The following is a 13,935-nucleotide window of genomic DNA, read 5'->3' as shown; positions in this document are numbered from 1 at the left end:
CCGGTTGCGCGGGGCGCCTGACTAACCCTGTCCGAGACCGAGAAGCGCGCGCATCCGGGCGTACTTCTCGGTCAGCCGTTCCCGGGTCGGTCCGTCGAGTACGGCGAGCCGGTCCGGGTCGGCGTTGTGCGCCAGGTCCGCCTCCTTGACCAGGAGCGCGCCGGGCGTGGCCCGGATGCGGCGCGCGTACGCCTGCGGCTCCTCCCCCGGGCGCTTGGTCAGGGCGCGCACGATGTCCTTGGTGCGGGCGGCCAGCGCGGCGCCGGCCAGCCACTCCTCGCTCAGCGCGTCGTCCTCGACGGAGTCGTGCAGCCAGGCCGCCGCGATCTGCTCCGGATCCCCGCCCCGGGCCCGTACGCCCTCGGCGACGGCGGCGAGGTGTTCGGCGTACGGCCGCCCCGCCTTGTCGGTCTGACCGGTGTGGGCGGCGCGGGCGAGGGCCTCGACCTCGGCCAGAGTGAGCTGTGTCATCCCTGTGTCGCCTCCCGGCAGATCAGCAGGAGCGCGCGGTCGTCGTTGACGTCCTTCGCGACCGCCTCGATCAGGTGCCAGGCGGCGCCGTGGAAGCCGCCGGCGACATAACGGTCGGCCTCGCCCGTGAGCCGGTCCATGCCCTCGACCAGCTCACGCTCGGAGGTTTCCACCAGTCCGTCTGTGAACAGCATCAACACGTCTCCGGGCCGCAGCGAGCCCTTCACCGAGTCGAACTGGGCGCCGTCGTACACACCCAGCAGGGGGCCCTCGGCGGCCTTCTCCTCCCAGCGACCGCTGCCCGCGCTGAGCTGGAGCCCCGGCGGATGGCCGGCGGAGTACAGCTCGTAGTCCCCGGAGTCGAGGTCCAGGACCAGGTGGATGGAGGTGGCGAAGCCCTCCTCCCAGTCCTGGCGCAACAGGTAGCCGTTGGCGGCCGTCAGGAAGGCGTGCGGGGGCAGCGAGCCGAGCAGGCCGCCGAAGGCGCCCGACAGCAGCAGCGCCCGCGAGCCGGCGTCCATGCCCTTGCCGGACACGTCCGTGAGGACGACCTCGAGGGTCCGGCCGCCGTTCGTCCGGGCCGCCACGACGAAGTCGCCGGAGAAGGACTGTCCGCCGGCCGGACGCAGCGCCATCTCGTGGTGCCAGCCCTTGGGCAGCTTCGGCAGCTTGCTCTGCACCCGGATCCGTTCGCGCAGGTCGAAAAGCATGGTTCCGCCGCGCCGCCAGGGCACCCCGACCCGGCTGCGGAACTGCGCGGTCAGCAGCCCGAAGAGGCCGCACGCGGCGACCACCAGGACGACGCCCGGAGTGACCCGGGAGGGACCGTCGGTGTACGGGCCGAGCCGCACCGACTCCACGATCAGCGCGGTCGCCGCCGCCGCGTACAGGCCCAGCAGGCTCGCCGGGCGCAGCAGCAGGCCGCCGGCGACGATCGGCAGGACCAGGGCGGTCGGCGAGAACCACACGGGGTCGGCGAGCGTCATGGCCGCGAGCGCCGGGACGGTCAGCAACAGGCCGGCCAGCGCGATCCAGTCGGAGCCGTCACCGCGGAAGTAGTCCACGGCGCTTTTGCGCACACCGACGCGGACCCGGTGCCACTGCATCCTCCACCGGGCCGTGAACGTCTCGGCCTTCGCACGCCGCTCTCGTCCTGCTGCCATCAGTTCGGGACCCTATCCATCGGACCGGCCGCCTGGCACGGGAGGTCCTGCTTGTCCCCCGTGCGAGGCTCGACTTCGGGCTCGACTCAACAGTGAACGGCACGCGGGCCCGCCGCGCTGCCATCTGGGAGAAATTCACTGGCTCGCCCCGCAATGTGCCTGGTAGGCATGGCCCATGGGTACCAACCGTGCTGCTGATCTGAAGGTATTGCGTGCCAAGGAGTGGGACGGCTGGTGGGACCACCTGATCCGTGCCTTCGGCGGCGGCCCGACATCACCCGAAGAGCGTGAACTGGACAGATCGGTCACCGAGTTCGACCGCTCCCTGGCCGCCTGGGACGGGGACGAATGCGTGGGGACGGCCGGAGCGTTCAGCTTCCGGCTGACCGTGCCGGGCGGCGCCTCGGTTCCCGCGGCCGGGGTCACCATGGTCAGCGTCGCCGCCACGCACCGGCGGCGCGGGGTGCTCACCTCGATGATGCGCCGTCAGCTGGAGGACGTGCGTGCGCTGGGCGAGCCGCTGGCGGTCCTGACCGCCTCCGAGCCCGCGATCTACGGCCGCTTCGGCTACGGCGCGGGGTCCTTCCAGATGCACGCCGAGATCGACACCAGCCGGGTGACACTCGCGGTGCCCGCCGGCACGGAGGACGTACGACTGCGGTACCGGGCGCCCCTCGACGCGCTCGCGGAGTGCGAGGCGGTGTACGCGGCCCTGGTGCCGCTGCGGCCCGGGATGCTGGCCCGGCGGCCCGGCTGGGAGCGGATGGGCCTGATCGACCCGGAGAGCAAGCGGGAGGGCGCGTCGGCGCTGCAGTGCGTCGTCGCCGAGCGGGCGGGTGAGGTGACCGGCTACACCCGCTTCCGCACCAAGCTCGGCTGGGGTCCGGGGGGCCACGACGGCACGGTGACCGTGAACGAGCTGAACGCGCTCGACCCGGAGAGCGAAGCGGCGCTGTGGCGCTTCCTGTTCGGCATCGACCTGATGACGACGGTGATCGCGCGGGGCCGGCCGGTCGACGACACCTGGCAGTACCAGGTCTCCGACATCCGCCGCTGCCGGCCGCGGGTGCGGGACGACTGCTACGTCCGCCTGGTGGACGTGGGTGAGGCCCTCGCGGCCCGCACCTACCAGGCCCCGGTGGACGTCGTCCTCGACGTCGAGGACGCCTTCTGTCCCTGGAACTCGGGCCGGTGGCGGCTGAGCGGCGATCCGAAGGGGGCGTCCTGCGAGCGCACCTCGAACCCGGCCGACCTCGCCCTGTCCGTGAGGGAGCTGGGTGCGTCCTACCTCGGCGGCGTACCGCTGCTGACGCTGGCGCGGGCCGGGCGGGTGCGGGAGCTGCGGACGGGGGCGCTGGCGGAGGCGTCGGTGGCGTTCGGCTCACCGGTGCCGCCGTGGCTGCCGCACGGCTTCTAGTTCCTCTTCCGGTTGCTCAGGGCTGCTGGCAGGTGGGGCACCAGAAGAGATTGCGGGCGGCGAGACCGGCGGTGCGGATCTCGCCGCCGCAGATGTGGCAGGGCCGCTCGGCCCTGCGGTAGACGTACACCTCGCCGCCGTGGTCGTCCACCCGGGGCGGCCGGCCCATGGCCTCGGGGGTGTGCTCGGGCCGCACGGTGTCGATGCGGTTGTTCCGGACGCCCTCGCGCATCAGTTCCACCAGGTCGGCCCAGAGGGCGTCCCACTCGGCCCGGGTCACGTCCCTGCCGGCGCGGTACGGGTCGATGCCGTGCCGGAAGAGGACCTCGGCGCGGTAGACGTTGCCGACGCCCGCGATGACCTTCTGGTCCATGAGGAGCGCGGCGATGGTGGTACGGCTGCGGGAGATCCTTCGGTACGCCGCGTTCGGGTCGGCGTCCGCGCGCAGCGGGTCGGGGCCGAGGCGGTCGTGTACCGCCTGCTTCTCGGGGCCGGTGATCAGCGCGCAGGTGGTCGGGCCGCGCAGGTCCACATAGGCCGTGTCGGTGGCGATGCGGAGCCGGACGGTGTCGGTGGGCGGGGGCGCCGGGGCGTCGCCGAAGGTGACCTTGCCGAAGAGGCCGAGGTGGATGTGGACCCACTCCGTGGCGCGGAACCCGAGGAAGAGGTGCTTGCCGTGGGCCTCGGTGGCGGTGAGGCCGGCGCCGTTCAGGAGGTCGGCCGCGTCGGAGAACTTGCCCTGGGGGCTGGTGACGCGGGGAGTGGTACCGCGGAAGCGCTCGGCGTAGTCCTGGGCCAGCCGATGGATCGTGTGACCCTCTGGCACGGGTAGGCGTCCTTTCATGCAGCCCTGCGCATCCCGGTCGGCCGATCCGGTCGGGCGGGACCGGGCCGGCACGCGGAGCCGGGATCGGCCGAGCTGACCGAGCCGGCCGAGCTGACCGAGCCGGCCGGGTGGGACCGGGTCAGTGGATGGAGCAAGGCCGGTCGGGCGTGACGGGGAGCGGTCGGGAGGGAGCGGCCAGGTCGGTCGGGCGTGACCGAACGGGGCGGGTGCGAGCTGGTCGGTCGGGCAGGGGCACGTCGGCCAGGCGAGACCGGGGTGGTCGGACGAGACCGGGACGGGGCCGGAACGAGACCGGGACGGGGCCGGACGGGAGCAGGTCGGCCGGACGGCCCGAAGCGGTTCGGCCAGGCGTCAGGGCCGGTCGGGGCAGGCCGGCCAAGCGGGTCCCAGCTGGACCAGCCCACCCGAACCGGTCGGGCGGACCCTCGGGACCCCAGCGCACGTCAGTCGGCCGGGCCGGGGATGGGGGGAGGCTGGGGGCGGAGCCCCCAGCGGGGCGGGCTACTGCTGGGGGTGGTGGGCCGGGATCGGGGGGAGGTCGCCGGTCGATTCGTACGCCGACAGCATGTCGATCCGCCGGATGTGACGCTCGTCACCGGAGAACGGGGTGGCGAGGAAGGTCTCGACGAACTTCGTCGCCTCCTCCACGCTGTGCATCCGCGCCCCCACCGCCACCACGTTGGCGTTGTTGTGCTGGCGCCCCAGCGCGGCCGTCTCCTCGCTCCAGGCGAGGGCCGCGCGGACCCCCTTCACCTTGTTCGCGGCGATCTGCTCCCCGTTGCCGGAACCGCCGATCACGATGCCGAGAGCCTCGGAGTCCGCAGCCGTCCTCTCCGCGGCGCGGAGGCAGAAGGGCGGGTAGTCGTCCTGGGCGTCGTAGATGTGGGGCCCGCAGTCGACGGGCTCGTGCCCCGCCGCCTTGAGCCACTCGACGAGGTGGTTCTTGAGTTCGTAGCCCGCATGGTCGGAGCCGAGATACACGCGCATGGGACGAGTGTGACACGCCGGTTCCGGGGCGGCAGCCTCGGGTGTCCACCCGTAAAAGTGTGAGCCGCACCATAGAACCTCAAGGAAACCTCAAGTAACAATTAGGAATCAGAGGTTCCCGAATTCATCCCCCTCAGTTTCACTGGACCGCCTCGTACACCGCTCGTACGAGGCCCCGTACACCGCCCCACAAGGGCATCCCCCGCACGTACGGGAACCGCTCCCCCGGCGCAAAGGAATCCCGTCCATGACCCCTGGTTCCGGACTTCAGGCAGGACTCAAAAATCGCCATCTGTCCATGATCGCCATCGGCGGTGTGATCGGTGCCGGACTCTTCGTCGGCTCCAGCTCCGGAATCGCCACGGCGGGACCCGGCATCCTGCTGTCGTACGCCCTCGTCGGCACCCTCGTCGTCCTCGTGATGCGGATGCTCGGCGAGATGTCCGCCGCGAACCCCACCTCCGGCTCGTTCTCCGCGCACGCCGACCGTGCCCTCGGCCGCTGGGCCGGGTTCTCCATCGGCTGGCTGTACTGGTTCTTCTGGGTCGTCGTGCTGGCCGTGGAGGCCACCGCCGGGGCTAAGATCCTCGAAGGGTGGATCCCGGCCGTCCCGCAGTGGGGCTGGGCGCTCATCGTGATGACGGTGCTGACCGCGACCAACCTGGCCTCCGTCAGCTCCTACGGCGAGTTCGAGTTCTGGTTCGCCGGCATCAAGGTCGTGGCGATCGGCGCGTTCATCGTCGTCGGCCTGCTGGCCATCTTCGGCGTCCTGCCGGGCGTGCACGCCGAAAAGGCGACCTTCGCCAACCTCAGCAACCACGGCGGCTTCCTGCCGCACGGTCCCGGCTCGATCCTCACCGGTGTGCTGCTCGTCGTCTTCTCCTTCATGGGCAGCGAGATCGCGACCCTGGCGGCCGGCGAGTCGGAGGACCCGCAGCGCGCGGTGACCAAGTCGACGAACAGCATCATCTGGCGCATCGGCGTCTTCTACCTGGGCTCGATCCTGGTCGTGGTCTCGCTGCTGCCGTGGAACGACCCGTCGATCGCCAAGGAGGGCTCGTACGTCGCCGCCCTGAACTCGCTCGGCATCGCGCACGCCGGCGAGATCATGAACTTCATCGTGCTGACCTCGGTGCTGTCCTGCCTCAACTCCGGCCTGTACACGGCTTCCCGGATGGCCTTCTCGCTCGGCCAGCGCGGTGACGCCCCGAAGGCGTTCGCCCGGACCACCTCCCGCGGTGTGCCGCTGGCCGCGATCATCGCGTCCGTGCTGTTCGGCTTCCTCGCCGTCTTCTTCAACTACAAGTACCCGGACACCATCTTCCTCTTCCTGATCAACTCCAGCGGCGCGGTGGCCCTGTTCGTGTGGCTCGCCATCTGCTTCTCGCAGCTGCGGATGCGGAAGATCATCCAGCGTGAGGCGCCGGAGAAGCTCGTCGTCAGGATGTGGCTCTACCCGTACCTGACCTGGGCGACGGCCGGCCTCATCGTCGGCGTCCTCGGCTACATGCTGACCGACACCAAGGGCGAGAGCAGCGGCCGCACGACCGTGGAGCTGTCGCTGGCGGTGGCAGCGGTCGTCCTGTTGGTCGCCGTGGTCAAGCAGAAGATCGACTCGCGCCGCGAGAACGCCGCCGCCCCCGCCGTCGACGCGGCGGAGAAGGTCACCACCGGCTGACCTCTCTCACCGGCCGGCCGGGCACGGACCGATCAGAACCGGCCTGACCGCACAACTCCCGCGGAATTGGCCGCATAACCTGACGCACGTCAGGTTATGCGGCCATTCTGTACGTCATGACCTTCGTCGACAGCGTGGACAACAGCGCAGGCCTGCTTCTCATCCGCCCCGGCGACTCGGGCTACGAGGACGAACTCGCCGGGTTCCAGTGCGGTTTCGCCCAACGGCCCGCCGTGATCGTGGCCGCCCGCTCGGCCGCGGAGGTGGCCGCCGCCGTGCGGTACGCCGCCGGCGCGAACCTGCCCGTGCACGTCCAGGCCACCGGGCACGGGCTGCCCGGCGCGGCCGAGGGCGGGATGCTGGTCACCACCCGGCGGATGGACAGGGTCGCCGTCGACCCCGGCGCCCGTACCGTGCGGGTGCAGGCCGGGGTGCGCTGGGGCCAGGTGGTCGCGGCGGCCGGGCCCTACGGGCTGGCGCCGCTCAACGGCTCGGCGCCGAGCGTGGGCGCGGTGTCGTACACGCTGGGCGGCGGACTCGGCCTCATGGCCCGGGAGTTCGGGTACGCGGCCGACCATGTCCGGTGGCTGGAGGTCGTCACCGCCGACGGCGAACTGCGGCACGTCACCCGGGATACGGACCCCGACCTGTACTGGGCGCTGCTCGGGGCGGGGCAGAACTTCGGCATCGTCACGGAGCTGGAGATCGCTCTGGTGCCGGTGCGGACGCTGTACGGCGGCTCGCTGGACTTCGACGGGCGCGTGGTGGACCCGGTGACCGTGCTGCGCGCGTACGAGGCGTGGACGCGGACCGTACCGGACGGGCTGACCTCGTCCTTCGCCGCCGTGCCGTACCCGGACCTGCCCGCGCTGCCGCCACACCTGCGCGGCCGGTACGTCATCGCGGTCAGGATCGCCCACACCGGCGCCGACGGCCCGGAACTCGTCGCCCCGCTGCGGGGGATCGGGCCGGTGCTCGCCGACTCGCTGCGCGAGATGCCGTACGCCGAGAGCCACACCATCCACAGCGACCCGGACGTCCCGCACGCCTACCACGGGGACAGCGCGGTGCTGCGGGAGCTGGACCCGGAGCGGGCCGGTGAGCTGCTCAGGCTGACCGGGCCGGAGGCGGGGCAGATGTGCGTCGTCCAGGTCAACCACCTGGGCGGGGCGCTCGGCCGGCCCGCGCCGAACGCGGTGCCGTACCGCGAGGGACGGTTCCTGCTGCGGCTGCTGGGCGTCGGGGAGCGGGAGAAGGCGCGGGCCGTGCTCGACCCGGCGTTCGCGCTGCTGGCCGGCGACACCCTCGGACGCTCCCTGAACTTCGCCTTCGGCGCCGGGGACCGCGGCGCGGGCCTGTACGACCTCCGGACGCGAAAGAGGCTCGCCGGGCTCAAGGAGCGGTACGACCCGGCGAACCTCTTCCGCGGAAACTACGGCGTCAGCGCTTGACCCGCGGCGTCTCAGCGCTTGCCGGCGAGCTTCCAGGCGGTGGGCAGCGCACCCATCGCCAGCGCGGCCTTCAGGGCGTCACCGACCAGGAACGGGGTCAGGCCGAGGGAGACGGCCTGGGAGGCGGTCAGATGGGCGGCCAGCGCCAGGTAGGGCACGCCGACGGCGTAGATGACGGCCTCACCGAGGATCATCGTGCCCGCCATCCGCAGCGGGGAGCGGTCGGCGCCGCGGCGGGCCAGGGCGCCCACGGCCGCGGAGGCGAGCAGCATGCCGAGGACGTAGCCGAAGGAGACGGCGCCGGCGCCGGAGGTGCCGTCCGCGAACCACGGCAGGCCGGCGACGCCTGCGAGCGTGTACAGGGCGAGGGAGAGGAAGCCGCGGCGGGCGCCGAGCGCGGTGCCGACGAGCAGCGCGGCGAAGGTCTGTCCGGTCACCGGCACCGGGGAGCCGGGTACCGGCACCGACAGCTGGGCCGCGAGACCGGTGAGCGCCGCGCCGCCGAGCACCAGGGCGGCGTCCCGGAGGCGGGACGCGGGGATCAGGTCGGCGAGGACGGTGCCGGGGCGCGCGAGGGCGGTGGCGGTGCTCATGGGGACTCCGCGGGTCGGGGGCAGGTGGGAACACCGTGACGCTATCCCGGCGGCCGCACGCTGATCACCGTCAGCGCTCGACAAAGGCGGGAACGGGCCGTTGGTGGGCTTCGGACAAAGGATGCGCAGGACACCCGACGGGGCGTGATACCGGTCACTGAGGTGACGTGGCCCTGGATACGTGGAGGGCTGACGGGGCGCCTGTAGGGTTCCACCAAAGGGTCGCGTCAGAGGGTCGACACCTCGAGGGAAGTGGGCCCGGCGCCGCGTGAACGGGCGCTCACAGTCCGTAAGATCGCCGTCCGGATAGTGGGCGATGCTTTCTCGTAAGCGAACACGCTGCTCAGAATGTGGACGTTTTTGTCCGCCTATTGCACTGGACGAGCCGCGCCCATGCCCAACACCACCGTCGAGACGCCATCTCAGCAGCGCGACGACGCCTCCCTCTCCCACGGCCTCAAGCAGCGCCACCTGTCGATGATCGCCCTCGGCGGTGTGATCGGCGCGGGGCTCTTCGTCGGGTCCGGCGCGGGCATCGCCGCCGCCGGTCCGTCCATCGTGGTCGCCTACGCCTTCTCCGGCCTCCTGGTGATGCTGGTGATGCGGATGCTCGGCGAGATGTCGGCCGCCTACCCGTCCTCCGGTTCCTTCTCCGCGCACGCCGAGCGGGCGATCGGTCCCTGGGCGGGCTTCGCGGCCGGCTGGTCCTTCTGGGTGCTGCTGTGCACCGCCGTCGGCCTGGAGGGCATCGGCGCCGCGCACATCGTCACCGGCTGGCTGCCGGGCACGCCCGAGTGGGCGTGGGTGGCGCTGTTCATGGTGGTGTTCTGCGGCACGAACCTGGCCGCCGTGAAGAACTTCGGCGAGTTCGAGTTCTGGTTCGCCGCGCTGAAGGTCGGTGCGATCGGCCTGTTCCTGGTTCTGGGCGTGCTGGCCATGGCCGGGGTGCTGCCCGGTACGGACGCGCCGGGCACCTCGAATCTGACGGACTTCCTGCCGAACGGCACCGACGGCCTGCTCGTCGGCCTGCTCGCCTCCGTCTTCGCCTACGGCGGCATGGAGACGGTCACCATCGCCGCCGCCGAGTCGAGCGACCCGGTGCGGGGCGTGGTGGGCGCCGTCCGTACGGCGATGTGGCGGATCGCGCTGTTCTACATCGGCTCGATGGCGGTCGTGGTCACCCTCGTCCCGTGGGACTCCCAGGAGGTCGTGGAGAAGGGCCCGTACGTCGCCACGCTCGACCACCTCGGCATCCCGGGCGCGGGCCGGCTGATGAACGTGGTCGTGCTGGTGGCGCTGCTGTCCGCGATGAACGCCAACATCTACGGCTCCTCGCGCATCGCCTACTCGCTGGTCCAGCGCGGCCAGGGTCCGAAGGCGCTGGCGAAGGTCTCCGGCGGGGTGCCGCGGATCGCGGTCCTGACCTCCAGCGTGTTCGGCTTCGTGTGCGTGGTGCTCAGCTACTGGCGGCCCGACGACGTCTTCCCCTGGCTGCTGAACATGATCGGCGCGGTCATCCTGGTCGTCTGGATCTTCATCGCCGTCTCCCAGCTGCTGCTGCGCCGCCGGGTGGAGCACGAGGCCCCCGAGAAGCTGGTCGTCCGGATGTGGGCGTTCCCGTGGCTGACCTGGGTCGCGCTGGCCGGCATGGCGGCGATCTTCGTCCTGATGGCACGCGAGCCCGGCACGCGCGTCCAGCTCTGCTCGACCGGCGGGATGACGCTGTTCCTGGCCGTCGTGGGCTACGTCCGGCAGCGGGTGCGCGCCCGGGGCTGACGTGCAGGCGCCTTGATCACGAAGAGTAGGAAGACCCCCGCGCGGACGTGACGCGCGGGGGTCTTCGGCGGGTGGCCCAAGGTGCGGGCCGACGTGCGGGCCGGTCTACAGGTTGCTGAAGTCCGGGCCCTGGGTCCTGGTCCGCTTGATCTCGTAGAAGCCCGGCACCGAAGCGACGGCGACGGAGCCGTCCCACAGGCGGGCCGCTTCCTCGCCCTTGGGGGCGGGGGTGACGACCGGGCCGAAGAAGGCGATCTGCTCCCCGTCGGGGCCCGGGAGCGCGATGACCGGGGTGCCGACGTCCTGGCCGACCCGGTCGATGCCGTCCTTGTGGGAGGCGCGCAGCTCGGCGTCGAACTCGAAGTTCTCCTGCTCGGCGTAGTCGATCAGGTCGGCGGGCAGGCCGACGTCGGCGAGCGCGCCGGCGATGGCCTCGACGGTCGGGCCCTCGCCGTTGTTGTGGATGCGGGTGCCGAGCGCGGTGTAGAGCGGGCCGAGGATGCCGTCGCCGTGCTTCTGCCAGGCGGCGGTGACCACGCGCACCGGCTGCCACGCCTGGGTGGCGAGCATCTCCCGGTACTGCTCGGGCAGCTCGTCCAGCTTGTCCTCGTTGAGGACGGCGAGGCTCATGACGTGCCAGCGGACCTCGATCTCACGGACCTTCTCCACCTCCAGCACCCAGCGGGAGGTCATCCAGGCCCAGGGGCACAGCGGGTCGAACCAGAAGTCGACGGGGGTCTTGCCCGGCGAGGTCACGGACTCGGACATGGCTCTCCTCAACGAAACGGAATTTTGAAACCTCAACGAGTGCACCGGCACCCGGTATTCCCTGCTGCCCGGCGTCAGGAGCGCATGGCAGGATCGGTCCTGTTCAGAGTTCAGACGTGGTTCTGCCGTAGTTCCGCAGTTCTGCCGTATTCACGCGATCACAAGGGAGTGCCATCCGTGCCCGGTGAGAATCTGTCCCGCGACGAGGCCCGGGAGCGGGCCGCCCTGCTGTCCGTCGACGGGTACGAGGTGTCCCTGGACCTGCGGTCCGCCGTCGGCGGGGACGACGACGGTGACGCGGGGAACGAGAGCGAGCCGCGCACCTTCCGCTCGGTGTCCGTCATCCGCTTCCGGTGCAACGAGCCGGGCGCCTCCAGCTTCGCCGACCTGATCGCGCCCGCCGTGACCGCCGTCTCGCTCAACGGCCGGGACCTGGACCCGAGCGAGGTGTTCGACGGCTCGCGGATCCTGCTGGAGGACCTTGCCGCCGACAACGAGCTGGTGGTGGACGCCCAGTGCGCCTACTCCCGCACCGGTGAGGGCATGCACCGCTTCGTCGACCCCGAGGACGGCGAGGTCTACCTCTACACCCAGTACGAACCCGCCGACTCCCGGCGCGTCTTCGCCAACTTCGAGCAGCCCGACCTCAAGGCGCCGTTCCGCTTCGAGGTGCGCGCCCCCGAGGGCTGGACCGTGTGGAGCAACGGCGCCGGTGAACTCAGCGACGGCACCTGGCGGTTCGCGGAGACGAAGCCGATCTCGACGTACATCACCTGCGTGGTGGCCGGCCCGTACCACCACGTCACGGACTCCTACACCCGCACCTTCGAGGACGGGACCAAGCTGGAGATCCCGCTCGGCGCGATGTGCCGCAAGGGCCTCGCCCCCCACTTCGACGCCGACGACGTCTTCCTGGTCACCAAGCAGGGCCTGGACTTCTTCCACGACCACTTCGACTACCCGTACCCGTTCGGGAAGTACGACCAGGCGTTCGTGCCCGAGTACAACCTGGGGGCGATGGAGAACCCGGGTCTGGTGACCTTCCGCGAGGAGTACGTCTTCCGCGGCAAGGTGACGCAGGCCTCGTACGAGGGCCGGGCGAACGTCATCCTGCACGAGATGGCACACATGTGGTTCGGTGACCTGGTCACCATGGAGTGGTGGGACGACCTGTGGCTCAAGGAGTCCTTCGCGGACTTCATGGGCACGTTCGCGAACGTCGGCGCGACCCGCTTCACCGACGCCTGGATCACCTTCGCCAACCGCCGCAAGGCCTGGGCGTACCGCGCCGACCAGCTGCCCTCCACGCACCCGATCACCGCGGACATCCGCGATCTGCAGGACGCCAAGCTGAACTTCGACGGCATCACCTACGCCAAGGGCGCCAGCGTGCTGAAGCAGCTGGTGGCGTACGTCGGGCAGGACGCGTTCCTGGAGGCCGCCCGCCGCTACTTCAAGCGCAACGCGTACGGCAACACGCGCCTCGGCGACCTGCTGTCGGTGCTGGCGGAGACCAGCGGCCGGGACATGACGGCCTGGGCGCGCTCGTGGCTGCAGACGGCCGGGCTGAACTCGCTGACCCCGCAGGTGCTGCTGGACACCGAGGGCCGGGTCGCGGAGCTGGCGGTGATCCAGGAGGCGCCGGAGGCACACCCCGAGCTGCGCCCGCACCGGATCGCGGTGGGTCTGTACCGCCGTACCCCGCAGGGGGCGCTGGAGCGGTACGCGCGCGTGGAGACGGACGTGGAGGGGCCGCGCACGGTCGTGGCGGACCTGGCGGGCGCCGAGGCGCCTGAGCTGGTGCTGGTCAACGACGACGATCTCACGTACTGCAAGATCCGCTTCGACGAGACGTCGCTGGAGACCCTGCGCGAGCACCTGAGCGCGCTCACCGACCCGCTCGCGCGCGCCCTGTGCTGGACGGCGCTGTGGAACCTGACCCGGGACGGGCTGCTGCCCGCAAGGGACTTCGCGCGGCTGCTGCTGCGTCACGCGGGCCGCGAGTCCGACATCGGCGTGCTGCAGATCCTGCACTCCTGGGCGCAGTCGGCGCTGGTGCACTACGCGGCGCCCGAGTGGCGGGAGACGGGCGGGCAGTTGCTCGCCGAGGGCGCGCTGCGGGAGCTGCGGGAGGCCGAGCCGGGCAGCGAACACCAGCTGGCGTGGGCGCGGTTCTTCGCGAACATGGCCTCCGCCGAGACGGATCTGGCGCTACTGAAGGGCCTGCTGGACGGCACCGAGGTGCTGGAGGGCCTGGACGTGGACCAGGAGCTGCGCTGGGCGTTCCTGGGGCCGCTGGCGGCGCACGGGGTGGCCGACGAGTCCGTCCTGGCGGCCGAGCTGGCCCGTGACGACACGGCCTCCGGCAAGCGCCACCAGGTCCGCTGCCTGGCGGCTCGTCCCTCGGCGGCGGTCAAGGCGCAGGCGTGGGCGCAGGTGGTGGAGTCGCAGGCGCTGTCGAACGCGCTGGTGGAGGCGACGATCGCGGGCTTCGGCCAGCCGTCGCAGCGGGAGCTGACGGCGCCGTACGCGCAGAAGTACTTCGCGGCGATCGAGCGGGTGTGGCGGGAGCGGTCGATCCAGATCGGCATGCACGTCGTCCAGGGTCTGTTCCCGCTGCTGCAGGACCGGCAGGAGACGCTGGACGCGGCGGACGCCTGGCTGGAGGCCCACCGGGACGCGGCGCCGGCGCTGCGCCGCCTGGTGCTGGAGTCGCGGGACGACCTGGCGCGGGCGCTGCGTGCACAGGCGTGCGACGCGACGGCGGCCGACCGCTGATCCTTG

11 protein-coding genes are annotated in these 13,935 nt (G+C 71.5%); 5 read left to right on the top strand and 6 right to left on the bottom strand.

The window, feature by feature from the left end; genetic code table 11:
- Window positions 1-21: 21 nt before the first annotated feature.
- Together K7G59_RS09515 and K7G59_RS09510 are read right to left on the bottom strand one after the other, a co-directional pair.
- Window positions 22-471, bottom strand: a complete 450-nt coding sequence (locus K7G59_RS09515) for an HD domain-containing protein (RefSeq protein WP_225832159.1) — start codon at window positions 469-471, stop codon at window positions 22-24.
- The gene (locus tag K7G59_RS09510) at window positions 468-1,634 is read right to left on the bottom strand and encodes a PP2C family protein-serine/threonine phosphatase (protein WP_225832157.1); all 1,167 of its coding nucleotides are present in this window, start codon (window positions 1,632-1,634) and stop codon (window positions 468-470) included. The genes K7G59_RS09515 and K7G59_RS09510 overlap by 4 nt, the downstream gene beginning before the upstream one ends.
- A 175-nt stretch (window positions 1,635-1,809) precedes the next feature.
- On the opposite strand from K7G59_RS09510, the gene K7G59_RS09505 reads away from it, so the two are divergent.
- Window positions 1,810-3,051 (top strand): GNAT family N-acetyltransferase, encoded by a 1,242-nt coding sequence (locus K7G59_RS09505; protein WP_225832156.1) that lies wholly within the window; start codon window positions 1,810-1,812, stop codon window positions 3,049-3,051.
- 16 nt (window positions 3,052-3,067) lie between these two features.
- On the opposite strand, the gene K7G59_RS09500 is transcribed toward K7G59_RS09505, so the two are convergent.
- Entirely contained in the window at window positions 3,068-3,877 is an 810-nt protein-coding gene (locus tag K7G59_RS09500; protein WP_225832154.1) for an Fpg/Nei family DNA glycosylase, read from the bottom strand.
- A 522-nt stretch (window positions 3,878-4,399) separates the two neighbouring features.
- A complete protein-coding gene (locus K7G59_RS09495) occupies window positions 4,400-4,885 on the bottom strand; it encodes a ribose-5-phosphate isomerase (RefSeq protein ID WP_225832152.1) in 486 nt (161 codons plus the stop codon).
- A 247-nt stretch (window positions 4,886-5,132) separates the two neighbouring features.
- Here K7G59_RS09495 and K7G59_RS09490 point away from each other — a divergent pair, with 247 nt between their 5' ends.
- A complete protein-coding gene (locus tag K7G59_RS09490; protein ID WP_225832151.1) occupies window positions 5,133-6,563 on the top strand; it encodes an amino acid permease in 1,431 nt (476 codons plus the stop codon).
- Window positions 6,564-6,679: 116 nt separating this feature from the next.
- Window positions 6,680-8,014: an FAD-binding oxidoreductase gene (locus K7G59_RS09485; protein WP_225832149.1), complete on the top strand. Its 1,335-nt coding sequence runs from the start codon at window positions 6,680-6,682 to the stop codon at window positions 8,012-8,014.
- Between the two features lie 11 nt (window positions 8,015-8,025).
- Here K7G59_RS09485 and K7G59_RS09480 read toward each other — a convergent pair whose 3' ends face one another.
- Window positions 8,026-8,607 (bottom strand): biotin transporter BioY, encoded by a 582-nt coding sequence (locus tag K7G59_RS09480; RefSeq protein WP_225832147.1) that lies wholly within the window; start codon window positions 8,605-8,607, stop codon window positions 8,026-8,028.
- Window positions 8,608-9,000: 393 nt separating this feature from the next.
- Between K7G59_RS09480 and K7G59_RS09475 the strand changes: the two genes are divergently transcribed.
- The gene (locus tag K7G59_RS09475) at window positions 9,001-10,383 is read left to right on the top strand and encodes an amino acid permease (RefSeq protein ID WP_225832145.1); all 1,383 of its coding nucleotides are present in this window, start codon (window positions 9,001-9,003) and stop codon (window positions 10,381-10,383) included.
- 105 nt (window positions 10,384-10,488) lie between these two features.
- On the opposite strand, the gene K7G59_RS09470 is transcribed toward K7G59_RS09475, so the two are convergent.
- Window positions 10,489-11,151 carry a DsbA family protein gene (locus K7G59_RS09470; RefSeq protein ID WP_225832143.1) on the bottom strand — a complete coding sequence of 221 codons (663 nt, stop codon included), beginning with the start codon at window positions 11,149-11,151 and terminating at the stop codon, window positions 10,489-10,491.
- A 177-nt stretch (window positions 11,152-11,328) separates the two neighbouring features.
- Between K7G59_RS09470 and pepN the strand changes: the two genes are divergently transcribed.
- Window positions 11,329-13,929 (top strand): aminopeptidase N, encoded by a 2,601-nt coding sequence (pepN, locus tag K7G59_RS09465; RefSeq protein ID WP_225832142.1) that lies wholly within the window; start codon window positions 11,329-11,331, stop codon window positions 13,927-13,929.
- The last annotated feature ends 6 nt before the right edge of the window (window positions 13,930-13,935 follow it).

Origin of the sequence: Streptomyces sp. NK08204, from assembly GCF_020400585.1 — a bacterium.
In the GTDB taxonomy this organism is placed as follows: Bacteria; Actinomycetota; Actinomycetes; order Streptomycetales; family Streptomycetaceae; genus Streptomyces.
This window is presented reverse-complemented; position numbering and strand designations above follow the sequence as displayed.

Excerpts from the sequence above, each read along its gene's own strand:
- K7G59_RS09490 (WP_225832151.1), top strand. The coding sequence starts at position 5,133 with ATGACCCCTGGTTCCGGACTTCAGGCAGGACTCAAAAATCGCCATCTG.
- K7G59_RS09510 (WP_225832157.1), bottom strand. The coding sequence starts at position 1,634 with ATGGCAGCAGGACGAGAGCGGCGTGCGAAGGCCGAGACGTTCACGGCC.
- K7G59_RS09480 (WP_225832147.1), bottom strand. The coding sequence starts at position 8,607 with ATGAGCACCGCCACCGCCCTCGCGCGCCCCGGCACCGTCCTCGCCGAC.
- K7G59_RS09515 (WP_225832159.1), bottom strand. The coding sequence starts at position 471 with ATGACACAGCTCACTCTGGCCGAGGTCGAGGCCCTCGCCCGCGCCGCC.
- K7G59_RS09485 (WP_225832149.1), top strand. The coding sequence starts at position 6,680 with ATGACCTTCGTCGACAGCGTGGACAACAGCGCAGGCCTGCTTCTCATC.
- K7G59_RS09505 (WP_225832156.1), top strand. The coding sequence starts at position 1,810 with ATGGGTACCAACCGTGCTGCTGATCTGAAGGTATTGCGTGCCAAGGAG.
- K7G59_RS09495 (WP_225832152.1), bottom strand. The coding sequence starts at position 4,885 with ATGCGCGTGTATCTCGGCTCCGACCATGCGGGCTACGAACTCAAGAAC.
- K7G59_RS09470 (WP_225832143.1), bottom strand. The coding sequence starts at position 11,151 with ATGTCCGAGTCCGTGACCTCGCCGGGCAAGACCCCCGTCGACTTCTGG.
- K7G59_RS09475 (WP_225832145.1), top strand. The coding sequence starts at position 9,001 with ATGCCCAACACCACCGTCGAGACGCCATCTCAGCAGCGCGACGACGCC.